The 22327-nt window shown below is 49.0% G+C and carries 21 protein-coding genes and 1 tRNA gene; 12 read left to right on the forward strand and 10 right to left on the reverse strand.

Going from position 1 to position 22327, the window contains the following annotated elements; all coding sequences use genetic code 11:
* Positions 1 to 39: 39 nt before the first annotated feature.
* Positions 40 to 2469, reverse strand: a complete 2430-nt coding sequence (locus WCN91_RS09225; RefSeq protein ID WP_342678362.1) for a zinc-dependent metalloprotease — start codon at positions 2467 to 2469, stop codon at positions 40 to 42.
* Between the two features lie 177 nt (positions 2470 to 2646).
* Here WCN91_RS09225 and WCN91_RS09230 point away from each other — a divergent pair, with 177 nt between their 5' ends.
* Positions 2647 to 3615 (forward strand): class 1 fructose-bisphosphatase, encoded by a 969-nt coding sequence (locus tag WCN91_RS09230; RefSeq protein ID WP_342678364.1) that lies wholly within the window; start codon positions 2647 to 2649, stop codon positions 3613 to 3615.
* A 54-nt stretch (positions 3616 to 3669) separates the two neighbouring features.
* Here the strand turns inward: WCN91_RS09230 and WCN91_RS09235 are convergent, their stop codons facing one another.
* The gene (locus tag WCN91_RS09235) at positions 3670 to 4497 is read right to left on the reverse strand and encodes a sulfurtransferase (protein WP_342678366.1); all 828 of its coding nucleotides are present in this window, start codon (positions 4495 to 4497) and stop codon (positions 3670 to 3672) included.
* 159 nt (positions 4498 to 4656) lie between these two features.
* Positions 4657 to 5757, reverse strand: coding sequence for a phosphoribosylaminoimidazolesuccinocarboxamide synthase (locus WCN91_RS09240; protein ID WP_342678368.1), 1101 nt, complete (start codon positions 5755 to 5757; stop codon positions 4657 to 4659).
* Between the two features lie 400 nt (positions 5758 to 6157).
* Here WCN91_RS09240 and WCN91_RS09245 point away from each other — a divergent pair, with 400 nt between their 5' ends.
* From WCN91_RS09245 to WCN91_RS09260, 4 genes are all read left to right on the forward strand, one after another.
* Positions 6158 to 7234: a CDP-glycerol glycerophosphotransferase family protein gene (locus WCN91_RS09245; RefSeq protein WP_342678370.1), complete on the forward strand. Its 1077-nt coding sequence runs from the start codon at positions 6158 to 6160 to the stop codon at positions 7232 to 7234.
* Positions 7235 to 7316: 82 nt separating this feature from the next.
* Positions 7317 to 8015 (forward strand): ABC transporter ATP-binding protein, encoded by a 699-nt coding sequence (locus tag WCN91_RS09250; RefSeq protein ID WP_342678372.1) that lies wholly within the window; start codon positions 7317 to 7319, stop codon positions 8013 to 8015.
* Positions 8002 to 9255 carry an ABC transporter permease gene (locus tag WCN91_RS09255; protein WP_342678374.1) on the forward strand — a complete coding sequence of 418 codons (1254 nt, stop codon included), beginning with the start codon at positions 8002 to 8004 and terminating at the stop codon, positions 9253 to 9255. Before WCN91_RS09250 ends, WCN91_RS09255 begins: the two co-directional genes overlap by 14 nt.
* A gap of 7 nt (positions 9256 to 9262) precedes the next feature.
* On the forward strand, positions 9263 to 9754 hold the full coding sequence (locus tag WCN91_RS09260) for a DUF3299 domain-containing protein (RefSeq protein WP_342678376.1): 492 nt from the start codon (positions 9263 to 9265) through the stop codon (positions 9752 to 9754).
* Positions 9755 to 9838: 84 nt separating this feature from the next.
* On the opposite strand, the gene WCN91_RS09265 is transcribed toward WCN91_RS09260, so the two are convergent.
* Positions 9839 to 10762 (reverse strand): manganese-dependent inorganic pyrophosphatase, encoded by a 924-nt coding sequence (locus tag WCN91_RS09265; protein WP_342678378.1) that lies wholly within the window; start codon positions 10760 to 10762, stop codon positions 9839 to 9841.
* Positions 10763 to 10890: 128 nt separating this feature from the next.
* On the opposite strand from WCN91_RS09265, the gene WCN91_RS09270 reads away from it, so the two are divergent.
* Together WCN91_RS09270 and mutM are read left to right on the forward strand one after the other, a co-directional pair.
* A complete protein-coding gene (locus WCN91_RS09270) occupies positions 10891 to 11379 on the forward strand; it encodes a hypothetical protein (protein ID WP_342678381.1) in 489 nt (162 codons plus the stop codon).
* A gap of 6 nt (positions 11380 to 11385) precedes the next feature.
* Positions 11386 to 12195, forward strand: a complete 810-nt coding sequence (gene mutM / locus WCN91_RS09275) for a bifunctional DNA-formamidopyrimidine glycosylase/DNA-(apurinic or apyrimidinic site) lyase (protein ID WP_342678383.1) — start codon at positions 11386 to 11388, stop codon at positions 12193 to 12195.
* On the opposite strand, the gene WCN91_RS09280 is transcribed toward mutM, so the two are convergent.
* Both WCN91_RS09280 and WCN91_RS09285 read right to left on the reverse strand, forming a co-directional pair.
* Positions 12192 to 12974 (reverse strand): YggN family protein, encoded by a 783-nt coding sequence (locus WCN91_RS09280; protein ID WP_425416027.1) that lies wholly within the window; start codon positions 12972 to 12974, stop codon positions 12192 to 12194. The two genes, mutM and WCN91_RS09280, sit on opposite strands and share 4 nt — an antisense overlap.
* 115 nt (positions 12975 to 13089) lie before the next feature.
* The gene (locus WCN91_RS09285; protein ID WP_342678385.1) at positions 13090 to 14889 is read right to left on the reverse strand and encodes a bifunctional diguanylate cyclase/phosphodiesterase; all 1800 of its coding nucleotides are present in this window, start codon (positions 14887 to 14889) and stop codon (positions 13090 to 13092) included.
* 813 nt (positions 14890 to 15702) lie between these two features.
* On the opposite strand from WCN91_RS09285, the gene WCN91_RS09290 reads away from it, so the two are divergent.
* Positions 15703 to 15779 (forward strand) — tRNA-Ile (locus WCN91_RS09290).
* A gap of 412 nt (positions 15780 to 16191) precedes the next feature.
* On the opposite strand, the gene WCN91_RS09295 is transcribed toward WCN91_RS09290, so the two are convergent.
* From WCN91_RS09295 to WCN91_RS09305, 3 genes are all read right to left on the reverse strand, one after another.
* Positions 16192 to 16482, reverse strand: a complete 291-nt coding sequence (locus tag WCN91_RS09295; protein WP_342678387.1) for a type II toxin-antitoxin system RelE/ParE family toxin — start codon at positions 16480 to 16482, stop codon at positions 16192 to 16194.
* Positions 16469 to 16726, reverse strand: coding sequence for a ribbon-helix-helix domain-containing protein (locus WCN91_RS09300; RefSeq protein ID WP_054552832.1), 258 nt, complete (start codon positions 16724 to 16726; stop codon positions 16469 to 16471). The genes WCN91_RS09295 and WCN91_RS09300 overlap by 14 nt, the downstream gene beginning before the upstream one ends.
* Before the next feature lie 317 nt (positions 16727 to 17043).
* Positions 17044 to 17415 carry a TlpA family protein disulfide reductase gene (locus tag WCN91_RS09305; protein WP_342678393.1) on the reverse strand — a complete coding sequence of 124 codons (372 nt, stop codon included), beginning with the start codon at positions 17413 to 17415 and terminating at the stop codon, positions 17044 to 17046.
* 321 nt (positions 17416 to 17736) lie between these two features.
* Here WCN91_RS09305 and WCN91_RS09310 point away from each other — a divergent pair, with 321 nt between their 5' ends.
* From WCN91_RS09310 to yjjG, 3 genes are all read left to right on the forward strand, one after another.
* Positions 17737 to 18234: an HDOD domain-containing protein gene (locus tag WCN91_RS09310; RefSeq protein WP_425416029.1), complete on the forward strand. Its 498-nt coding sequence runs from the start codon at positions 17737 to 17739 to the stop codon at positions 18232 to 18234.
* Positions 18235 to 18327: 93 nt separating this feature from the next.
* Positions 18328 to 18876 (forward strand): inosine/xanthosine triphosphatase, encoded by a 549-nt coding sequence (yjjX, locus tag WCN91_RS09315; RefSeq protein ID WP_342678397.1) that lies wholly within the window; start codon positions 18328 to 18330, stop codon positions 18874 to 18876.
* A 3-nt stretch (positions 18877 to 18879) separates the two neighbouring features.
* Complete coding sequence (yjjG, locus tag WCN91_RS09320; RefSeq protein WP_342678399.1) at positions 18880 to 19557, forward strand: pyrimidine 5'-nucleotidase; 678 nt, start codon at positions 18880 to 18882, stop codon at positions 19555 to 19557.
* Between the two features lie 64 nt (positions 19558 to 19621).
* On the opposite strand, the gene nagP is transcribed toward yjjG, so the two are convergent.
* Positions 19622 to 20926, reverse strand: coding sequence for an N-acetylglucosamine MFS transporter NagP (gene nagP, locus WCN91_RS09325; RefSeq protein WP_342678401.1), 1305 nt, complete (start codon positions 20924 to 20926; stop codon positions 19622 to 19624).
* 378 nt (positions 20927 to 21304) lie between these two features.
* Between nagP and WCN91_RS09330 the strand changes: the two genes are divergently transcribed.
* On the forward strand, positions 21305 to 22288 hold the full coding sequence (locus WCN91_RS09330; protein ID WP_425416017.1) for an IS110 family RNA-guided transposase: 984 nt from the start codon (positions 21305 to 21307) through the stop codon (positions 22286 to 22288).
* Positions 22289 to 22327 lie beyond the last annotated feature (39 nt).

A 22327-nucleotide genomic window follows, 5' to 3' on the forward strand; every position in this document is an offset into this window, starting at 1 on the left:
GATGCCAAATTTAGCCTGACCAATCTACCTAGGGTCTCCCTAAATAGGCGAGCCTGGTGGTAAAGGCAATGGCTTAAAGCCTGGTTGCCACTGACCGGTTTCAAGGAAATGATTAATGGCATCGGCCAGATGCTGTTTAAAGGCGCTCTCCCCTGAGCTAACGCTACCTAGCAGCTTGTTTTGTCTGTAGTCCTCAGCCACACGCTGCAGGTAAAACTTAAACTGTGCCTGCACCTCAGGTGCCACCTTATCGCTGGCAACCAGATTGGCAAAGTGCTGCGCCGTCAACCATTGAATACGGTGCTGCACTTTTGCCTCCATGGCATTGCCATAGTTATTGTCGAATACCCGCTTCACCAGAGTATCAAGCAAGGTATCCAGATTATAGGCCTGCTCGGAGCGGGCACCCTGTTGCGCCAAACGATTAACACGCTCCGGGTGTAACAGCAGGCTCAAGCTATGGTTTGCCGCCACTTCAGGCAGAGCCATGGCATCCAGAGTCAGACCGGTACGGCCCACTATACTTTCACGGGTGCTGTATTCGCCATAGGCTTTAGGCGGGATCAAGGCCAGAATTGATTCCGGCACCACCAGCTCTTTAGCATCCAAGGTAAGCAGCAGCGAGGCCAAAGCCTGACGTTGCACCTCGGCATCAACCACTTGCGCGCCCTGCACCTGCTCTTTGCCGCGTACTTCGTAGCTGTAATCCACACCGGCGATCAGCTTGACTGCGGCTTCCACCTGATAACGGTGGAATAGATACAAGGGCACCAGCACTTCTTCAAGCTGAGATAAGGAGGTGCCGGCTTTGATATTATCAACGCCAAAACGGGCCAGGGCTTTGGCTCGTACCGCCATCACGCGCTCCAGCTCTTTACTTGGATTATCGCCGTTATCCCACAAATGACCATTGGGATGGGCGCCGCCCTGCGCACGGGCGTCTCTATCGGAGATAAACTCCAGGCCAAGAGCTTTATTCTCGGCAAGGATCTTAGCCAGGGCTTGAGCCTCGTTTTGGCGGCTAAAGTCGCCATAACCATATTTGATCACTTGCTCATCCCACACCCCCATGCCCTTGGCATAGGCTTTTGATATATCCAGCGCCCCCTGCTCGTCCAGACTGACCAAGGGGTGCGGGTAATCCATCACCGAAGCACGGGCTTTAGGCGAAGCGGCAAAGTTATGAGCAATGCCCAGGGTATGGCCAATTTCATGGGCACTAAGCTGACGAATTCTATCTAGCGCCATGGCCTGCAACTCGGCGGTGACTTCATCACCCTTTTTGTAAGGAGCAGCCAGGGCTTCGGCAATCAGAATATCCTGACGCACACGCAGCGAACCTAGGGTGACATGACCTTTAATAATTTCACCGGTGCGCGGGTCTATTACCGAACCGCCGTAAGACCAGCCGCGAGTAGCACGATGCACCCACTGAATCACGTTAAAGCGCACATCCATGGGATCGGCATTCTCGGGCAGCATTTTTACCTGAAAGGCATTTTTATAACCGGCTTTTTCAAACGCATCATTCCACCATTTGCCACCATCGAGTAAAGCGCTGCGCACCGGCTCTGGCACGCCCGGATCCAGGTAGTAAATAATGGGCTTCACCGGCTCGCTAACGGCCTGATTGGGGTGTTTTTTGGCCAGACGATGGCGTGGGATATAGCGCACCAGCATGCTCTCGCCCAAGGGCGCCGAATAATCCTTGTGCTCTATGCTCCAGTATCCGGACTGCGGGTGGAAGGCTCGTGGCTGGTATTTATCGTCCGGCAAGGCAACGAATGAGTGATGCATATTCACGCTGATGGCATAAGGGTCGGCGCTCACCTGTTTCACATACTCACCAGGTTTAGTGCCGGTAAAGGTGATCACAGCTTCCAGCTCGGTATTTTTCACAAATGACTTGCTGCGCGGCATAAACACCGCACTGCGGCTGGTGTCGACACTAAAGTTACCTTGCTTACGCGCCGCCAGGGTGCGACTAACGCCGTGCACATCGGTTAATAAGTAAGGAGTGTAATCCAGCAGCACTCGGGAATCCGTGCTCGCCTGCACTTCAAAACCGTACAAAATACTCGAGGCAAAAGCCTCATTCACGCTTTGTTGCTCGGCGCTGTTAGTGCTTGAGGCGCGGTAATTCGTATTCAAGGCACGCAACATCACCTTATTGCCCATACGCTCGAACTGCGCCAAATAGGTGTTACCCAGTTGGCCACGGTCCAAGCCTATATCGTTGGAGCCCAATCCATAGGGCAGACTTTGCTGCAATAGAAACGGCGCCTTCAGCTTATCCACTTCAAGATAGAGCTTGCCCTCGTCATTGGCATAATAAAAGGTGAAATAGCCAGGATATTTGCTCATATTTTGAGTAAATTGGCTGATAGACTTAATTGCTGCCTGCGCTTGGGTTATCATAGGCAAGAACAAAAGAAACAGTGCTATTCGTATTATCTGCGTAGTTGGCATGATTCTCACTTTTGTTGTTATTGGTATCGTTGCTTGGGTTTAGAATTAATCAGCATTGAGTATATCCCGATGTATACAATCTACAACCACAAAGCGATAAATAGACAGCGTAATCTAGACGACATGCTCTCACTTTAAAATGTCGTGTAGACCCCAAAAAACTTAGGAACAATTAAGATGCGACGACTCCCCCCAGTCTTGCTTAAAGATGGTTGCTCACATGACCTTATTTCACTTATCCGTACTATTTTAGCGGCCTGTAAAGAAATCTCTTTCCGTGTTGGCCAAGGCGCCCTATCTGGCGTGCTAGGTTCTACACTGGATGAAAACATCCAGGGCGAAACGCAAAAGAAACTGGATGTACTTTCCAACCAGTTATTGAAAGACATCCTTTTAGAGTCCGGTTATGTTAAGGCCATCGCCTCGGAAGAAGAGCCAGGCACGGTTGCGGGTAACCCAGACGCAGAATACATAGTCGCATTTGACCCTCTTGATGGCTCATCAAACATTGATATCAATTCATTGGTTGGCACCATTTTCTCTATTATGCGCGCGCCAAAGGATTCAGATCCTGCTGATCCTAATATCTTTTTGCAAAAGGGTGACCAGCAAGTGGCCGCAGGTTATGTACTTTACGGCCCATCGACCATGCTGGCGCTAACCACAGGCCAGGGCACACGTATTTTCACCCTGGATAAAACCCAAGGTACCTTCTTGTTGACTCAGGACTTTGCCAAGGTGCCGGAGCAAACCAAGGAATTCGCCATTAATACATCGAACCAGCGCCACTGGCAGCCGGCGATGCAAAACTATATTAGCGACCTATTGGCCGGTGAAACAGGACCCCGCGGTCGCAACTTCAACATGCGTTGGATTGCCGCCATGGTCGGCGATGTACACCGTGTGCTTAGCCGCGGTGGTTTATTTACCTACCCGCAAGACACCAAAAACCCAGAGAAGCCGTATAAATTACGTCTGCTTTATGAAGCCAACCCTATGGCCATGCTAATCGAGCAAGCCGGTGGCCTGGCCTCAACCGGTTATGAGCGCATTATGGATATAGAGCCGGAGCAAATTCACCAGCGTGTGGCGGTGATCTTGGGCTCAAAAGAAGAAGTGGAAGCCTGCTTAAGCTACCACAAGTAATACCGAGGAAGGGCAGTTGATACTGCCCTTTTTATTTAATTCTAAATCAGTGCCTTATTTTTCCAGTGGCAACTCATGGCGAGCGCCCCACTCGCTCCAAGAGCCATCATAAACCTGTAAGTTAGTATGCCCACACTCATACGCGGCCAGCGCTAAAATACAGGCGGTAATGCCCGAGCCACAGCTAAACTGCAATCTCTGAACACCCTGTTCAAGCAGTTGCGCCAATGCTTGCTGCAACTGCTCCTGTGGGCGTAACTCGCCATCTATTATTAACTCCGCATAAGGCAAGCTCTTGGCATTGGGAATATGCCCGGCGCGCATACCTGCTCTGGGTTCGGCCATCTCGCCACTGAAACGCTGCGCCGGTCTAGCATCAAGCAACAAGGTAGAGGCATCGTCAATAGCCGCCTGCACCTGCTCAGTGTTAATAAAAAAGTCCGCCCGTGGGCAGGCTTTAAAATTACCTTGCTCCTCGGCGGTCTGCCAGCCCTGTTGCACCGGCAACTCGGCAGTGCGCCACGCTGGCAGACCGCCACGCAGCACCTTAACGTTATCGAAACCAAAGGCCTTAAACATCCACCAAGCACGGGCGGCGCTAAATAAGCCCTGGTCGTCATAGACCACCACTTCCGAGTCCTGACTCACTCCAGCTTCTTGCATCTGTTGCTCAAATTGCTCGGCGCTGCATAAAGTGTGAGGCCAGGGGCTGGCGTTATCGGCCAGAGCGCTTTTAATATCAAAACGCTGCGCCCCTTTAATAACCGCCGCCGGCGCATATTCGCCCGACTTACCCGGCAGCACCAGGCCGGCATCAAAAATTTTTAGTTTGGGGCTGTGCAGCAGCGCATTAAGCTGCGCCACAGTGATTTGCTGGCTCATACTCCACCTTAATATTCTGTACTTTTTTCACTGTAATGGACGTTAGCAGAACTGCGGCTGTCGCACCACTGCGATGCTCTCTATCAAGGTAAGATTTGCCCACATAAAAAAATACCGCTGCACCTAGGTGAGCGGTATTTTCAAAAAAGGGAAGTAAAATTAGTCGATTAACTGATATTCGTTATCGAGAATGGCAATAATTTCACTGCGTGGATCCGCTGGAATTTCCAATTGCTCGCCGACAATCTTGCTGGCGATCCCCACATAGGTTTGCGATACCTGCATCATCACCTCTACCGGTAACTTGTACTCTTTAGCCAGGGCTTCACGCTCATCCATACGGTCTTTATTGAGTAATACATCGCTGTCCGGCACATTGTTGATCAATAACTGGCGGAAACCTTCTTTCGAGTTTTCAATGATCTTACCATCACGGTAAGCCGGGCCATCCCAGATACGCGAAGAGTCCGGCGTGCCCACCTCATCGATGTAGATAAGCTGCTCATTGCCGTTCATGTCTTCCACATAACCAAACTCAAACTTGGTATCAACAAAGATCTGATCCAGCTTGGCCAGCTCAGCGCTGATCAATTCAAAACCTTGCGTCAGCAGGTGCTCATACTTGGCCACATCGGCTTCGCTGCTGAAATTAAAGGCGTCCAGGTGGTCGGTGATATTCTTGCGGGTGATATTTACATCGTCCACCGCCGGCACATCATCAAGGCCCTCAATAATGCCCTTGGTTGAAGGCGTGATCAGCACTTCTTCCAGCTTCTGATTGGCTTCTAGGCCTTCGGGCAAGTCGATACCACAGAAGCTGCGAATGCCCTTGGCATAATCGCGCCACATGCTGCCGGTAATATATTGACGAGCAATGGCTTCGACCTTAACGGTTTTGGCCTTGCGCACAATCCACACATAGGGATGCGGAATATCAACAATGTGGTTACCCGCCAAACCCGCGGCATCAAACTGTTTAAACCAGTGAGATGCCACCGCATTAAGTGCAATGCCTTTGCCTGGTACGCCGTTTAGACCTTCTTCACCCTGCCAGATGCAGTCAAATGCAGAAATACGGTCGGAGATCACCATGATCGCCAGCTCGGTGCCCTCTGGTACGGCATAACCTTTTTCGGCAATTAGGCGCGCACTGTCTTGCTCGGTTAACCAGTATACCGAACGAACCTTGCCGCTGTGCACGGGTCCTTTGGTACGAATAGGTAAATCGTCATTAATGTCTAAGACTTTATAATTGCTCATGGCTACTCCAACAAGGGCTTGAGAGGCGAATGCTTGGCCTTGGCAGCGCTCACGGCACCAAGGCTTTATACCAATTCTCTTAAATAGCTAATCATTCTAGCGGGCTAAATATCATGCTCACTGTGTTGGAGTTTTTCTATGTAGAATAACTACATAAGAAAAACTCCGCCTTGTTAGCATCTCATTTATCCAGCGCTATATCTGATCACATACTTAACAGAATTGGTATTAGGCGCGCTATGATAAGCTAGCTGGACACGAAGATAAAGAAAAACGCCGCCATAAGCGGACTTTTGTCCTATCTTTTTCAATCACTCCCAAAACTCCTTGCTTCCCCCTGTCAATCATTCTTCATCTTGCTGTAAACTAAAGAACATCTTAATCGATTAAGGGCCTTCCAGTGGATTTAGCAAGCAGCACTCAGGGTAAACGTTATTTAATGTATATTGCGCAAAATTACTCCTATGCAATTTTGCGCCCATTGCAGCAAGAGATCCTTAATAATGGCGGTGAAGTAAGGTGGTTCCTCGAAGGCAATGAAGTTAACCCCGACTACCTGCACCAGGATGAACAACGTTTACACAGCATAGAGGAAGTGCGCAAATGGCAGCCCCATGCCAGCTTTGTGCCGGGTAATGTTATTCCCAACTTTATTCCCGGTAAAAAAGTCGCCGTATTCCACGGCTTTGATGCGGGTAAACTAAACCGCCGAGGACAATTAGATCACTACAATATTCGTGGTTGTTTTGATATGTATTGCACTCAGGGCCCAAGCTCTAGGCAGCCTTTCGAAGAGCTCGCTGCGCAGCATAAGCACTTTCGTGTCGCTCAAACCGGCTGGCCAACCTTAGATCCGCTATTCAAGCCCGATAACAGCAACCCTTATACTGCTCAAAATGATACACGCAAAACTATACTTATTTGCTCAACGTTTTCACGAAACTTATCATTAGCGCCAAAACTAGCGAATACGGTTAAGGCACTGCGCGACAGTGGCAAATACCGTATTTTGGTGCAATTCCATCCCAAGATGGCGACAGAAATAGTCGACCAATACAAGGCGATGCAGGATGAGAATCTCACCTTTGTTGAGACCGACAACGTTATTCCATTGCTGCAAGCTGCTGACGTCATGCTCTGTGACACATCTTCGATTTTATTGATGTTTTTATTATTGCGCCGCCCAGTGGTGACCTTTAATAACCAGGCTCCGGGGCCGCATCTACTCAATGTTACCGAAGCGGATAAAGTAGCTGATGCCATTGCCGAAGCGCTTAGCCATCCACCCGAGCTTATGGCCAGTATCGAGGCCTTTTGCCAACAACTGCACCCCTATCAGGACGGGCAATCCAGTGCCCGGGTGCTGGCGGCCACCAACGACCTGATCGACTCAGGCGGCAAGGAGCTCAAACGCAAACCTCTTAATCTGCTACGCCAGTTTAAAATGCGTAAAAAGCTCTCCTATTGGCGCTGGTAACGGCGCTTAATCGCAATCCACTGTTTCGCCCAAACGCTCATGATAAGCTAAGTGCAGTGACCAAAAAGAAATAACGGCGCCAATGATAGACATAGATAAGTTGTGGTTTTCCTGGCAGGGTCATACCGGCCAACCCACCTTGAGCATAGATGCTCTGCATATTGCCAAGGGCGAACATCTGTTTTTACACGGCCCCAGCGGCAGCGGTAAATCAACCCTGTTGTCCTTGCTGGCGGGGATTCAAACACCGCAGCGCGGCAACATAAGCCTCAACGGTACCGCGCTCGAGACCTTGAGTAGCGCCCAGCGCGATCAGTTTCGCGCCGACCACCTGGGCTATATCTTCCAAAGCTTTAATTTACTGCCTTATTTAAGCCCCATTGAAAACGTGACCTTGCCCTGCGCCTTTTCCAAATTACGCAAGCAACGGGCTCTGGCTCATCAAGCGTCACTTAACGAGGTCGCCCACACCTTGCTTACCCAACTGGGATTAGCACCACAGTTTCATCAACAGCCGGTCAATACCCTGAGCATAGGTCAGCAACAGAGGGTGGCCGCTGCCCGCGCTGTAATTGGCGACCCGGAAATCATCATTGCCGATGAGCCCACCTCGGCGTTGGATGAAGCCAATCGCCAGGCCTTTATCGAATTGTTATTCGCGCAAACGGATAAAACCGGCGCCACCGTGGTGTTTGTGAGCCACGAGCAAAGCCTGGCGCCGCTGTTTTCCAAGGTGGTGCATCTGGATGAATTGCAAGGAGCAGCCGATGATCTTGCTTAAATTAGCCAGTAAAAGCCTGCTCAATCGCCGCGCCAGCGTGCTGTTAAGCCTGCTGACCATTGCCATTAGCGTAATGCTGCTGCTCACCATAGAAAGAGTGCGCATGCAGGCCAAGGAAAGCTTTGCCGCCACTGTGTCGGGCACGGACTTGATCGTCGGTGCCCGTACCGGCGATATTCAATTGCTGCTCGCCTCGGTATTTCGCATCGGCCATATGAATAATGGCGTAAGCTGGCAAAGCTATCAGGATATCAGCAGCAAAAAGGGCATTAAATGGGCGCTGCCACTGTCTTTGGGCGATACCCACAAAGGCTACGCAGTGCTTGGCACCAGCAGTGATTATTTTAACCACTTTCAATATGGTAAAAAGCAGCACCTTAGCTTTAGCAGCGGCGCTCCTTTTGCGCAGGTCAACGAAGTGGTGCTTGGCGCCGAAGTGGCCAAACGCTTGGGCTATGGCTTGGGTGATAATATTGTCGTCGCCCATGGCATGGGCAAAACCAGTTTTCATCACCATGATGACAAACCTCTGGTTGTGGTGGGTATTCTCGCCGCCACCGGCACCCCGGTGGATAAAACCCTGCATGTTCCCTTGATTGCCATCGCGCAATTGCACGGTGCACAGGCACATCATGAAGATCATCATGACCATGACGAGCCTCATGCTGTGGATTTGATCGGTGAGCCCAAACAGATCAGCGCCTTTTTACTGGGTTTTGACAGCCCTCTCTATACCCTGCAGGTGCGCCGCAATATTAATAATTACAAAGGCGAACCCCTGATGGCCATTATGCCTGGGGTCACCTTGCGGGAATTGTGGAGCATGTTGGCCATGGTCGAAAAGCTGCTGCTGTTATTCTCTATCGTGGTGCTGGTTATCAGCCTGCTGGGCATGCTCACCACCTTGTTGGCCAATCTGTCGCAACGACGCCGTGAGCTCGCTATTTTGCGCTCGGTAGGCGCTAAACCCTGGCATATATTCTCCTTGATGAGTATGGAATCCCTATTGATCAGCCTGCTTGGCACCAGCTTAGGGGTCGCCCTGTGTTATCTTTTACTGGCGCTGGCACAACCACAATTACAGGCTCAGGCCGGTATTAATATCGACCTTCAAGGTATCTCAAGCTATGAACTTATGCTGATCGCCGTTATTATGGCGGCAGCCTGGATAGTCGGCTTAATCCCAGCCGTCCGTGCCTATTTTTATTCCCTGCATGATGGGATGAGTGTTAAGACCTAGGATTATTATGAGTCTATTTAATCGTTTTCTAGCCGTACTGTTCACCTGTGTGAGTGTGGCCTCTTTCGCCAACGAACCGGTGGAAATTTTTTGGGAAGATTTAGTGCCCGAGGGGCATGTGACCGTCGATACCCGTAATTCCGCCGCCAGTCACGAAGGCGCCGAGCAAAACTGGGTGCAACCGAATTTAGACGCCCCCGTGGTGCAAAAATACAATGGTAAAACAGTAAGTTTGCCAGGCTTTGTGGTACCCCTTGAGGGCGACAGCGAGGTGATCACTGAATTTCTATTGGTGCCCTATTTCGGCGCCTGTATTCATGTGCCACCGCCGCCGCCAAATCAAATTGTCCATGTCACCATAGCCGATGGCGTGCCTATCGAAAGCCTGTATGACGCTATCGTCGTGACCGGGGTGATGAGTGCCGAAAGCTGGAGCGGTGATATCGCCAAAACCGGCTATAAAATCAAAGGCATTGGCGTAGCACCTTTTGAGCTGTAAACCGCCATCGTTGTAGGTCGGGATTCCATCCCGACAAATATGCACATTCGTTGAGATGTCGGCGCAGAGCGCCGACCAACAAGGTTAGCCTGCGAATGCGTCTTGCAGCGGCGGCACTACCTGTTTCTTACGACTTAATACGCCATCTAACCATACTTTCGAGTCGCTGATCTCAGCGCCATAGGCTTTGGCTACTATTCCTTCATCATCAGAGGCGATCAGCATTTGCGAACCTTCCTTCATGATGTCGGTTAGCAGTAGCAATACGCTGTGACGGTTGCCTTCTTCTTTCAGCTTGGCGATATCCGCTTCCAAGTCGTCCTTGATATCGTCAAATACAGACAGGTCAATCACTTCCAGCTGGCCGATGCCAACCAGGTTGCCGTTCATGTTGAAGTCTTTAAAGTCACGCATAACTAGGTCGCGCGCCGGAGTGCCTTCAACGGCAGATTTTACCTTGAACATTTCCATGCCCAGCTCTTTCGGGTCGTCAATACCTGCGATTTCTGCCAGGGCTTCGACGCATTTGATATCGGCCGTGGTGCAGGTAGGTGATTTGAAGATAACCGTGTCGCTCAGGATGGCGCACATCATCAAGCCAGCGATGCCTTTAGGAATTTCCACATTGTAGAAGTCATACATCATTTTGATAATAGTGTTTGAACAACCTACCGGGCGGATCCAGCACTCAAGCGGAGTCGAAGTGGTTAGATCGCCAAGTTTATGGTGGTCTACCACACCTACTACGCGAGCCTGGTCAATATCATCGGGAGCCTGAGTTTTTTCAGTGTGATCAACGATATAAACATCTTCACCGGCATAGCTCATTTTAAGCTCTGGGGCTTCAAAGCCGAAACGGTCAAGGATAAATTGTGTTTCCGGTGATACCTCACCTAAACGGGTCGGAACAGCTTCTTCACCGATCTGGTTTTTAAGGTACGCCAGTGCAATTGCACCGCAGATAGAATCTGAATCAGGGATCTTGTGTCCCACTACATACATGGCCATTGTTACTCTCCAAAATACTTTGCCGCTATTGTAACAATAATTAACCGCTCTGGGATAGCGGCAAATGGGCTGATTGAGGGCGACTTTTTGGTTACACTGAGGGTCATGATTTTAACTAGGGGCCGGCAATGGCGGTTATTAAGTTATCGCGTAAGGCATGGAATAATCTGCTGATTTTTTCCATGTTGATAATGATCTTTGTATTCAATGGCTTGCATCATAAACTTGGTGGTAATAGCGAGCCCGAGGGGCCACAGCCATTATTGCCCGAGCAAAGTTATATTCTCGCCTTGGAATATCCCGGTGTGCGTATTGAGCGCATCGGCAGCGGCTGGCGCTTACAAGGGCTCCCCGAGGCAGGTGCCGTTCAGGTGGATGTAGCCGAGCTGGCCACCCGCGTCCAGGCCTGGCAGAGCATGCAAGCCGAACCCGGCACACCGAGCAAGAGCGAGCCCCTGCTGGTAGCGACCCTAAGCCTCGCCGGAGAGGCGCACCCCTGGGTTTTTGTCTTGTATCGGGATGCCCAGCAGTATCAGCTTTTTAATAAACATGAACAGCGTTGGCTTAGGCTTACTCAGGCCCAGGCGCAGCAGCTATTTTTACAATTAGAAGGGTAATTTAGTATGCCTGAACTTCCAGAGGTCGAGGTTAGCCGTTTAGGTATAGCGCCCCATGTTGAAGGGCGCACCATCACCAAAGTGAGTATTCACCAGGGCCAGTTGCGCTGGCCTGTCAGTGAGCAAGTCTATGAACTTGGTGGGAAAATCATTGAGTCCGTGAGCCGTCGGGCCAAGTACCTCTTGCTGCATACCGACGAAGGGGCGGTGATCCTGCATTTGGGCATGTCCGGTCATTTGCGTGTGGTGCCTATTAATGAGCCGCTGAAAAAGCATGACCATGTGGTGTTTGAGTTCGATAATGGCTTGAGCTTAAGGCTGAACGACTCCCGCCGTTTTGGCGCCTGCTTGTGGCAAGAGCTCGATAGCCTGCACTCGGTTTTTAGTAAGCTAGGCCCAGAGCCGCTGACTGATGATTTTGATGCCAACTGGTTATTTACCAAATCGCGCAATAAAAAACAGCCCATTAAGCAGTTTCTGATGGATAATCAGGTGGTGGTTGGGGTGGGCAATATCTATGCTAACGAATCCCTGTTTAAGGCCGGCATTAACCCCAAGCGTGAAGCCGGCAAGGTAAGCCTGGCGCGCTATCAAAAGCTCACGCCCATCATCAAGGAAACCCTGGCCGCGGCCATTGAGCAAGGTGGCACAACCCTGAAGGATTTTGCCCAAAGTGATGGTAAACCTGGTTATTTTGCTCAGCAATTACTGGTATATGGCCGTAAGGGCCAGCCTTGTGTCGAGTGTCAAAGTGAATTGACGGAAATTCGTTTGGGTGGACGCAGTACAGTGTATTGCAAGCGCTGCCAGCGCTAGTGAGTGGAGTATTGTAGGTCGGATTTAATTTTTACCAGGTCGAAATCCGCTAATTCAGGGACCAGCTTTTGCAGCTTGGACTCTGTGTTATCAAGCATATTCAAGCAGTTACAATATTCTTCCGATTTCAGTGCCAGCTGCTCGGCTTTCTTTTTCAGGGATTTGTCGATTTCTGCGGTAATAATTTCCATACGAGTACCCACATCATTGATGCGCTCCTCAATATTGCCCTCTCGGGATTCGAGGGCGTCACCGAGCGCTATTAGCATGGCTCCGAGCGAGCCCTGGATTGCAGTATGAATTTTTTTCGACACTTCTTCGGCAAAGAAGTCATCTAGTTTAGACAGAGATTGAGGGGCAATATAAAAGAAATCATCGCCTCGTTTGAATTTATTGCGCAGCGCCTGCTCCACATACTGGAGTTGCGCCTTAAGCACCTCGGGCTCTTTATCGGAAAGGCCGCTTACTACATTTTCAATGGCATTGAGACTGATATTGACCCCATCGGTGGCCAGCTCCACCAATTCGGGAACGGTATCGCGGATCATTTGATTGTACTGCTCAAGGATCTCCGTTTCCTTGGCGTCGAGTTCAATCCACTGACCTCGCACCAGCAGCTGATTGCCCTGATTAATCTGCACTCGGGTTTGATTATTATCAACAATACGAATAGTGTCCTGGGTAATGATCAGGCCGTGAGTGAGCTCTACATCACAATGCCCGCGCGCCGCGCTGTGCTCGTCTGACACCTGTGCACTCACATCCATGGATGCCATCATTAACCCAACTGTAAACCCTAAAAAGCGCAGCTTCATAACAACCCTCGACTCAACTGCGGCACAGATTATCAAACGGCAGCTCATAAGCAAACAGCTAATCGGGACGGTAAACGTTTTAATTTCTCAAGCTATGACGATGAGCTTTAACATCCTGCTGATGCAAGCGATATAAGGGCGCCGCTGGTTTACGGCGTTGGCAACAAAATACATAACTGCCCGGTTGGCGCTTGGCTTCTTTTTTCGCATCGGCGGCCAAGGTGGCGACCTGATGAGCGTTCTGGCAGCAGTTTACATCGGGGGAAACCACACCAACCGCCAAAGACAGTAAAGGTATAAACTGACGCCTTCCCTGTCTGTCACAGCTCCAGTAACCTTTGGCTTTGAGGTGCTCGGTACTAAAATAACTTTCAATCAGACGATCAAAATCAGCGATAACTGCGGCACATATTGCCTGCGCCTGAGGGTCATCAAAAACAACCATAAAGTCATCACCGCCGATATGACCAACAAAGCAGGGAACCGCCTGAGTATGACGACGAATTAGCTCGGCCACCAGCTTGATCACCGCATCGCCACTGGCATAACCATAGAGATCGTTAAAGGGCTTGAAGTGGTTAAGGTCAAAATACGCCAGGGTAAAGGTACTACTTGTATGCAGACGCTGCTCAATGGCTTCATTGATGGCGATATTGCCGGGCAGCATGGTCAGCGGGTTAGCATGTTGGGCATGGCGTACCTTTTCCTCTGTCATGTGCTTGAGAATAAGGCGCAACGGCACCACACCCAAGTAGTGCTGGACACGAGTGACAATGATATGACGGCGAATATCCATATCACTATCGGTGATCTGCTGACTAACACTATCCAAGGTATCATTTTCATCAACCACCAGAGGCGAGCAATCCATTACCGCGCTGATAGGCTGTTTATCATAAAGGGCATGCCCATAAGGGGTAGCAAACAGCTCGGATAACTGCTCTCTATAAAGCAGCCCCACGGGGCGGCGGTCGGCATCGATCACCACCACGCTGAAAACACTTTTATCCTCGGCAAATATTTTTTGCGCGTCACGGCAAAGGGTATGCTGACACAGCTCCTGATTGGCCAAAGCCAGCCAGCCTATACTCAATTCCTGCTCACGGCGAACCGGTTCGGCTTTCCAAGTCGACTCGGGCATATGCTGATGCAAGTAGTGGCGCTCGGGTTGAGCGCTAGGACAAGCTAGAAAGTAACCCTGAACATTATCTATGCCCAGCCGAGTCAGCAGTTGGAATTCCTCAATACGTTCTATGCCTTCGGCGATCAATTGAGTATTGGTGGCCTTGGCTAGGTCGATAATGGATTTTAAAAACTCCCGTTTAACCGGGCTAAAATCACAATGATCGATAAAATACCTGTCGATTTTGACTATCTCGGGACGAATTTCGGACCATTGTTTCAGCCCAGAATAACCGGCGCCCAAATCATCTATGGCGATATGGAAACCAAGCTCGCGATAATGCTCCACCGCTACGCGTAACAGGTTGGCATCCTCGACTTTATCTTGCTCGGTGAGTTCAATAACCACCTGCTCTGGCCCCAGGCCGTATTTACGCAATAAGTGCAGCGTTTGCCCCTTGGGATGGGCGGGGTCAAGCAGAGTATTGGGGCTAACATTTAAAAACAGCTTGCCTTGCAGCCCCAACTTGGCGAAGGTGGCAATTGCCGTCTCGCGGCATAATAGCTCTAATTCGGAGAGTCGCTGCGCCTGTTGCGCACATTGAAACAACACCGCCGGAGCATGCAAGGAACTGTTTTTTGGGCCTCGGCTCAGAGCCTCATAGCCGATTATTTGCTGCCGCGCGACATCGAAAATAGGCTGGAATAAGGTTGTGATCGACCGCTGCCGCAATATCAAGGTTAATTCTGCTATCAAGTCCGTATTCACCGGCCTACTACACTAAAAGCACAAACGGTGGCGCAGATTAGCAGTGGATTATGACAAGTTTATGAAAGGGTGGTTTTTTCCTCATATTTTTGAGCTTATTGCAATTCCCCCTGCACAACTCGATTGTCAGACTGCTAGGTAACTGCTCCTGCGTTACCCTAGTACCGCCATCCATGGCGGCAAAGTCTGACCTACAGAGTCTGACCTACATAGTCTGACCTACAGGACAATATCTGCGGTTATCTGTAGGCGAGGCTTTAGCCTTGCGAGGGGTTGGTGGCTCGATTGATTGTTTGATTGTTTGATTGTTTGATTGATTGTCAGACTGAAGTCTGACCTACAGAGTCTGACCTACAGGACAATATCTACGGTTATCTGTAGGCGAGGCTTTAGCCTTGCGAGGGGTTGGTGGCTCGATTGATTGTCAGACTGCTAGGTAACTACTCCTGCATTACCCTAGTACCACCATCCATGTTGGCAAAGCCTGACCTACAGGGTTACCTAGAAAGGGCAATCCAATGCTGGTAGAGCAATAAGTAAGCAGTTGATTTATACAAACTTAAATAATCCCCTTCTAGCTAGTGACAAGGCTCGGAAAAGTTTTTATACTGCTCGGCGCTTACTTGGAGGATATCTCCTATCCTGTAAAAACAAGGTAGGCATCAGAGATACAAAATGGCCCTATAGCTCAGTTGGGCGAGTCAAGACCGAAGCATCGCTTCGCAGCTTGATGAGGTGGAGGCAGGACGCCGACAGGATACTGCTTCATGGATGAATTAAAGAGCACGCAAAACACAAAATGGCCCTATAGCTCAGTTGGTTAGAGCGCACGACTCATAATCGTTAGGTCCCTGGTTCGAGTCCAGGTGGGGCCACCATTTTTTCTTACTTCCCTTGTAAATCATTCCCTGAATTAACCACACTCTTGTGTCTTTAGCATACAAAAGCCTAGTCAGCTTTTGTTCCGACTAAGCCTTAGAGCTTATAACCCTTTGAGTAATCTAATTATATCAATTCACTTATCATTTTAGCGGGCTTTTCAACCACTTCGCTCACCTTGGGATTACCAACGAAACGGGTAAACCTCATTGCGACCTTTGAAGTAAGAAATGAATAAATCGACTTTAGCTTCAGGTGATACGTGTTGGTTAAAGTCTTTGGCTAGCTCGACTGCTTTCTCGGAAAGAATACTATTACGTTCATTTAACAATAACTCTTTTTCTTCAGTTAGTTGCAGTAGCCGATTATCAATTTCTAAGAGCCTACCAGATAACGAACCAGACACATTAATTACTCAAAAGCAGTGTTAAGGTTTTCAGCTCTTAGTATTCGCATGACATCAACACAGTCATTAGATACGACATAGTAAATAGTATGTTTCCCATAAACACTGCGTCTATACCCCTGGCGAACATGCTCAACTGCCTGATAGTGCAATGGGTTTTGTGCAATACTTTGCAACTGAATAATCAACCCATCTATGTAGGATTTAGCCTGAGCTAAACCAAAGTTATCGATGCCATATTCAAATAGTTGCTCGAAGTCCTGATCGGCAGCAGAGCTTAATCTATACTTCGCCATTGGTTTGTTTTCTAGCAATCACCGCATTAACAATATCTTCAGGAGAACGAGAACTAAAACCGCTTTGCTCAGCTTTGATAAGCTCTTGTCGAATAACTTCAACTTGGCTAGTACGCATTTGCTCTTTTCTGATCAAATCTCGCAATAACTCACTATCACTAGCATAATTACCTGTTGCAAGTTGAGCTTGCATCCATTGTTCTTGCTGATCAGTTACTGTGATACTTTTCTTTACCATTGCCATAATTTACCTCCAATGAAAGAAACCTCGTAAGGATATAATCCTACTTTATACCACCAGAGTAAAGTTTAGTGCAGAACTGGTAAGAATCAACTTGGTGACACCAAACAGTTAGTTGATGGTAAAAATACAGGCAAAGAAACACTCATGACCATTAAGGCCTGTATTTATAAAGTAATGCAAACTTGCCCATGAACTCTCATACTCACCAAATCCCCATTGAAAATCCAGGTGGGGCCACCATTTTCTCTACTTTTACTCGTAATTAAATTTGGTGAGCGCTGTGGCCAGGCTGCCCTGTGGTTTTTCGACCACTCGCACTAGTTCGGTGTCGCCATCGAGGACGATAAAGGTGGGGGTGTATTTAAGCGCAAATTCCTCGGCCAGGCCCTTATCATCTTTTTATTGTAATCCACGGCCACCAGCTCAAGCTTGGCGAGTTCGACCTTGCTCAGTGCCAAAAGCTTTAGCAGTCGCGGTACTTCACGCTCGCTGTCGTGACACCAGGTGCCGAATAACACCAATAAGGACTTCCCCTTTAGCTTGTGCATCTGCGCCAGCTCGTCATTGCTTGGTGCAAAATCATCGTAGGCGCTGGCGAAGGTTTTATATTCACCCAATAAGCCGCTGCTCTCAATCACGCCGATATAGGGATTATCGTCGGCGCATGCCGCTGTCGTCGACAAGGCCATAATTAAAAAACAAAGTTTTAAAAAAGTTCGCATGGTTATTAGGGTCTGTTTATCTTTGCGGTTTACTTTATGTTCAATCTAAACGCATTCTGATGAATATAATCGCTGATTTATGTGGTTAAATTCATCCATGAAGCTTGGTTACATCGCGCATCCATGCGCTCACCTCGCTAAGCTGCGAAGCATTGCTTCGGTCTTGCTCGCCTATGTACATAGCGAGTAACACAGAGCAGGATGCGTTTAGATGAACCCGTAGGGCAGCGCTTGTAGCGCATTTCTACTGTGTTGTTACATGTTCATGTAGAATACTACACTACACATGTGCCGCCTTGTATAAATTCACTACAAACTGCTGCAGAAACAAACAACAAAGGTCAACAGACCCTAGGCCTGTTTCATGATATCGGCATTCCGGTTATGGCCATGAATTTTCCTGACTATGTGCAGGTTCTTGGCGCCGCCAATGATAATAGTGAGGCCTCGCTTACCGCACTGGAAGATAAGCGTTATCCCTGTAATCACGCCATGCTTGGGTTTTATATGGCGAATTCCTGGCATTTACCCAGCTCGCTGTGCAGCATAGTGTTGCACCATCATGATTTACACTTTCTGGATGAGCCGCACAGTGAAGAAGAAAAGCTGTACTACGCTATTTTGAAGGTCGCCGAGAATATTGCCCATGTGCATAAGCGGCATCGTGATATCAATCATTGGCACTGCTTGGAGCCTAAAGTCTTCGCCACCTTAGAGTGGCAACAAAACGACTATCAAGATCGCCTGAATACAGGTCATAACCTGCTGCTTTTTGGTACTCATTAAAGAGCCCTTCGACACTTCCTCTTGGGCCTGTGTGCCCCTCATGGTGGCCATGATACAATGGCCAAAAGCAACGAAATGAACAAGGAAATGGCCATGAGTTCCGCAGCCAAGCAACTAAAGCTGATCGTCGGCTCCAAAAACCCGGTTAAAGTAAATGCCGCCAAGGCTACCTTGGCCACCTACTTTCCCGAGCACCATATAGACTGTATCGGTGTCGATGCCCCTTCCGGGGTTGCCGACCAACCGCTTGGCGAGCCAGATACTCTACAAGGTGCCGAAAATCGCGTGCGTTATTGCCAGGAGCATTATCAGGGGGATTTCTATATGGCTATGGAAGGGGGAGCCGCCCGCTTTGATTATGGCGCCGCCACCTTTGCCTATGTGGTGATCGCCGATAATCATCAGATGAGCGTTGGCCGCAGCTGCAATCTCCCTTTGCCAGAGTCCTTATTTGAGCAGTTACAACAGGGCCTGGAGCTTGGCGATGTGATGGATGCGGCCTTTAATACCACTAATATCAAGCAACAGGGCGGCGCCATCGGCCTGCTTACCCGCGGCCATGCCACCCGCCAAAGTACCTATCAACAGGCGCTAACTCTGGCCATGGCGCCTTTTAATCACCCCGAATTATTTACGAGTTAAGATATGCGTTATCCCTGGATACTATTTGATGCCGATGAAACCCTGTTTCATTTCGATGCCTTTGCCGGCTTGCAGGCTATGTTCGCCAAACTCAATGTTACCTTTAGCGAGCAGGATTACCGTACCTTTGAGCTGGTCAATAAACCGCTGTGGGTGCAATATCAGAATAACGAGATCAGTGCCAAGCAATTGCAGGAGCAACGCTTTATGTCCTGGGCCGAGCGCCTGGATATAGCGCCTCAGCAGTTAAACCTGTGGTTTATGGAGGCTATGGCGCAAATATGCCAGCCCCTGCCCGGCGCCATTGAGCTGTTAAATGCCCTGCAGGGCAAAGCGCGCCTGGGGATCATTACCAATGGCTTTACCGAGCTGCAAAGCGCCCGCCTGGAGCAAACGGGTTTAAAGGGCACCTTTGAGTGGCTGGTGATCTCCGAGCAGGTGGGTTACGCCAAGCCGCATATGGCGGTGTTTGAGCACGCCTTTGAGTTGATGGGTAACCCGCCGAAAAACGAGATCCTTATGGTAGGTGACACCCTAGAATCAGATATTCAAGGTGGCATCAATGCAGGTATCGATACCTGTTGGCTCAATCGCCTGGAGAAATTAGCGCCCGCGCATTTAACCCCGACCTATGAAGTTAAATCGCTATGCCAACTGCGCACCTTGCTATTAGACTCTTAGCCATAAAAAATGCCAGCTAGGCTGGCATTAACACGGGATGGTTGCCACTAACTCTTGATTCCGATCACTTCCAGGAAGTCATCTTATGGCCTTTGATAGCATAGAAAAGAATGAACAGATAACAAGGCAACATAACTAAATAAGCGCCCTGCTGACCTTCTGCGGTACCCGCTGAGCCACTTGCTAAACCCCAGAATAACGGGCCAAATGCACCACCGGCTATACCCATAATTAACAGCCCTGAACCTACGCTGGTCAGTTTACCTAGGCCGGATAGCGCCAACGGCCATACCGCTGGCCATACAATGGCATTGGCAAAGCCCAGCACGGCAATCAGCAAGAGAGGATCAGGCAGTGCCACGCCGCCAAAAGGCACCAACAGAGCGTTGGCAATCATAGTCGATTGGGCGTCGCCAAAAACAATGGCTAAGGTCAGCACACAGCCCAAAATAGCCGAGATAGTCAGCGCCGTTTGTTGTGACAGCACGCGTGGGATCAATAGAATACCCAGAGCATAACCCAGCACCATACAGGCCATGGTATAGGAGGTCATCACACTGTACTTTTCCACGCCCAAGGCCAGTGCAAAGGTGCCTATGGTATCGCCAGCGATCACCTCTATCGCCACATACACGAATAAAGCAAGTACACCTAAAGCCAGATTAGGGCGAGCCAAGGCGGCCTTCACCTGATCCTTTTCATGGGCTTGCTCGTCATCGATTAATTCCGGAAGGGGTGAGAATTTAACGGCCATTGTCAGCACGCCGATAAACAGGGCCATGCCGATGTATGGGAAGATCAGGCTATTGGCCATCTGGTCAATTTCTTCCTGGCTTAAGTCTTTGCCCACTGAGCCGGTAAAGTTACTTAAAATCAATGCGGTAAATACCATGGGTGCGAGCACACCAGCACTCTTATTTAAGATACCCATAACACTGACGCGAGCCGCCGCCGACTCTTCCGGGCCGATACGTACCACATAAGGGTTCACCGCGGTTTGCAGCAAGGTTTGGCCTATACCCATCACCAGTTGCGCAAACAAAAACAGCGCAAACATCTGGGTTTTAGCCGCCGGCACATATAAAAAGCCAGCCAGCATCATCACCGCCATACCCAATGCCATGCCATTCTTATAGCCAATCTTCTTAATGATGATGGCCGAAGGCACCGCGGTAAAGGTCACGGCGATATAGAAGGATAATAAAATAAGTGAAGCCTGCAAAGGCGTTAAATCCAGGATCTGCTTTAAATAAGGCATCAATGAACCATTGAGCCAGGTCGCAAACCCGAGGATAAAGAACAGGGTGGCAACAATAGCTATAGGCACAAAGTTGCTTTGTTTTTTGGTTGTAGACACTGTTGCTTCCATAACACTTTCTCGTTGTCGATTTGTTTACTTTTAAGGTGTTTGCGTCACTTTTCTAGTCGCGTAAATAGCCATTAAAAGCGCCATTTATTATTTTTTTATCTGTAAAAATGACCTGAGCAGCATAACAACTAATTGTTATTTTAGACATCGCTGACATTTCCATTCTGGTCTATCTGTAACCGACCTTGTATCTCTCAGTATTAGATGATTAGCTATCACCTAATACATCGGAAGTGAGTGAGTTTGTGGCCGACCTTAGCAATAACAATGCTGCGATGTAGATTAGACCCTCACTTCTATCACTCAATAAACTGAATGGTATCCTAGCGCACTTATTGCAAGTTGATGCTGTATGTACAAGGGGAGTCTATCGAGATGATGCAATTTATTGGTTTAGACATTAGCAAAAATAAATGTGATGTATGCTGGTTGAAAGAGAGCGAAACAGGTAAACGAAAAACCAAAGTAATCAAAAATACACAAGCAGGCCATGAGAGTCTGAAAAACTGGTTACAGGCAACAGTCAAAGCAGCCCCTGAGCACATGGTGCTCATATTAGAGCCAACGGGGGTTTATCACGAGTCGATAATGTACTTCTTACACGACCATGGCTTTAATATTCTCCTTGCTAATCCCGGCAAGGCAAAGCAATACGCAGAGTCAATTAACCTGACTCACAAAACAGATAAGTCCGATGCGTTCATGCTCGCCAATTACGGTTGTGCGCAGCAAAGCAATCTCGCGTTATGGCAGCCAGAAGCAAAAGAAATACGTGTACTAAAAGCCTTACTGCGTCGTTTAGACACCCTTGAATCAGACCGCCAACGCGAACTTAACCGCCTGGATTCAAGTGAGTTCAGCCTGTCGTCTGAGCGTGTTGTATTGTCTCTTAAAGACATGATATGCACGCTTGAAAGTGAAATAGAAAAGCTTAAGCAGGACATTAACAACCACATTAATGGCAACCCACAGCTTAAGCGCAACCGAGCGCTTTTAGAAAGCATTCCGGGTATAGGTCCTGTATTGTCTCGGGAGTTAACCTACTTGTTTGCAGCGAAACAGTTTAGCAATGCCAGGCAAGTGGGGGCGTATGCAGGGTTAATCCCCAAATTGCATGAGTCAGGGAAACTCAAAGGCCGCACAACGTTAACTAAAACTGGCCCTGCTAAGTTACGCGCTAAGCTTTATATGGCGGCGATTGTGGCAGGGAGATACAACGTGAGTGTAAGGCTACAAAAAGAAGCACTGCTTAAGCGCGGTAAAACCTCCATGCAAGTCCTTGGCGCGAATATGAGAAAGCTTGTGCAAATATGTTATGGCGTAATCAAGAATCAGCAAGAATATCAGCCTCAAGTCATATAAAAATGCACTTGAGGCTGGTTATGAGAGATGGTATCTACA

The sequence above is a fragment of the Pseudoalteromonas qingdaonensis genome (assembly GCF_038739665.1).
Classification (GTDB): Bacteria; Pseudomonadota; Gammaproteobacteria; order Enterobacterales; family Alteromonadaceae; genus Pseudoalteromonas; species Pseudoalteromonas qingdaonensis.

Excerpts from the sequence above, each read along its gene's own strand:
- WCN91_RS09225 (WP_342678362.1), bottom strand. The coding sequence starts at position 2,469 with ATGCCAACTACGCAGATAATACGAATAGCACTGTTTCTTTTGTTCTTG.
- WCN91_RS09230 (WP_342678364.1), top strand. The coding sequence starts at position 2,647 with ATGCGACGACTCCCCCCAGTCTTGCTTAAAGATGGTTGCTCACATGAC.
- WCN91_RS09235 (WP_342678366.1), bottom strand. The coding sequence starts at position 4,497 with ATGAGCCAGCAAATCACTGTGGCGCAGCTTAATGCGCTGCTGCACAGC.
- WCN91_RS09240 (WP_342678368.1), bottom strand. The coding sequence starts at position 5,757 with ATGAGCAATTATAAAGTCTTAGACATTAATGACGATTTACCTATTCGT.
- WCN91_RS09250 (WP_342678372.1), top strand. The coding sequence starts at position 7,317 with ATGATAGACATAGATAAGTTGTGGTTTTCCTGGCAGGGTCATACCGGC.
- WCN91_RS09255 (WP_342678374.1), top strand. The coding sequence starts at position 8,002 with ATGATCTTGCTTAAATTAGCCAGTAAAAGCCTGCTCAATCGCCGCGCC.
- WCN91_RS09260 (WP_342678376.1), top strand. The coding sequence starts at position 9,263 with ATGAGTCTATTTAATCGTTTTCTAGCCGTACTGTTCACCTGTGTGAGT.
- WCN91_RS09265 (WP_342678378.1), bottom strand. The coding sequence starts at position 10,762 with ATGGCCATGTATGTAGTGGGACACAAGATCCCTGATTCAGATTCTATC.
- WCN91_RS09270 (WP_342678381.1), top strand. The coding sequence starts at position 10,891 with ATGGCGGTTATTAAGTTATCGCGTAAGGCATGGAATAATCTGCTGATT.
- mutM (WP_342678383.1), top strand. The coding sequence starts at position 11,386 with ATGCCTGAACTTCCAGAGGTCGAGGTTAGCCGTTTAGGTATAGCGCCC.
- WCN91_RS09280 (WP_425416027.1), bottom strand. The coding sequence starts at position 12,974 with ATGATGGCATCCATGGATGTGAGTGCACAGGTGTCAGACGAGCACAGC.
- WCN91_RS09295 (WP_342678387.1), bottom strand. The coding sequence starts at position 16,482 with ATGGCGAAGTATAGATTAAGCTCTGCTGCCGATCAGGACTTCGAGCAA.
- WCN91_RS09300 (WP_054552832.1), bottom strand. The coding sequence starts at position 16,726 with ATGGCAATGGTAAAGAAAAGTATCACAGTAACTGATCAGCAAGAACAA.
- WCN91_RS09305 (WP_342678393.1), bottom strand. The coding sequence starts at position 17,415 with ATGGCCTTGTCGACGACAGCGGCATGCGCCGACGATAATCCCTATATC.
- yjjX (WP_342678397.1), top strand. The coding sequence starts at position 18,328 with ATGAGTTCCGCAGCCAAGCAACTAAAGCTGATCGTCGGCTCCAAAAAC.
- yjjG (WP_342678399.1), top strand. The coding sequence starts at position 18,880 with ATGCGTTATCCCTGGATACTATTTGATGCCGATGAAACCCTGTTTCAT.
- nagP (WP_342678401.1), bottom strand. The coding sequence starts at position 20,926 with ATGGAAGCAACAGTGTCTACAACCAAAAAACAAAGCAACTTTGTGCCT.
- WCN91_RS09330 (WP_425416017.1), top strand. The coding sequence starts at position 21,305 with ATGCAATTTATTGGTTTAGACATTAGCAAAAATAAATGTGATGTATGC.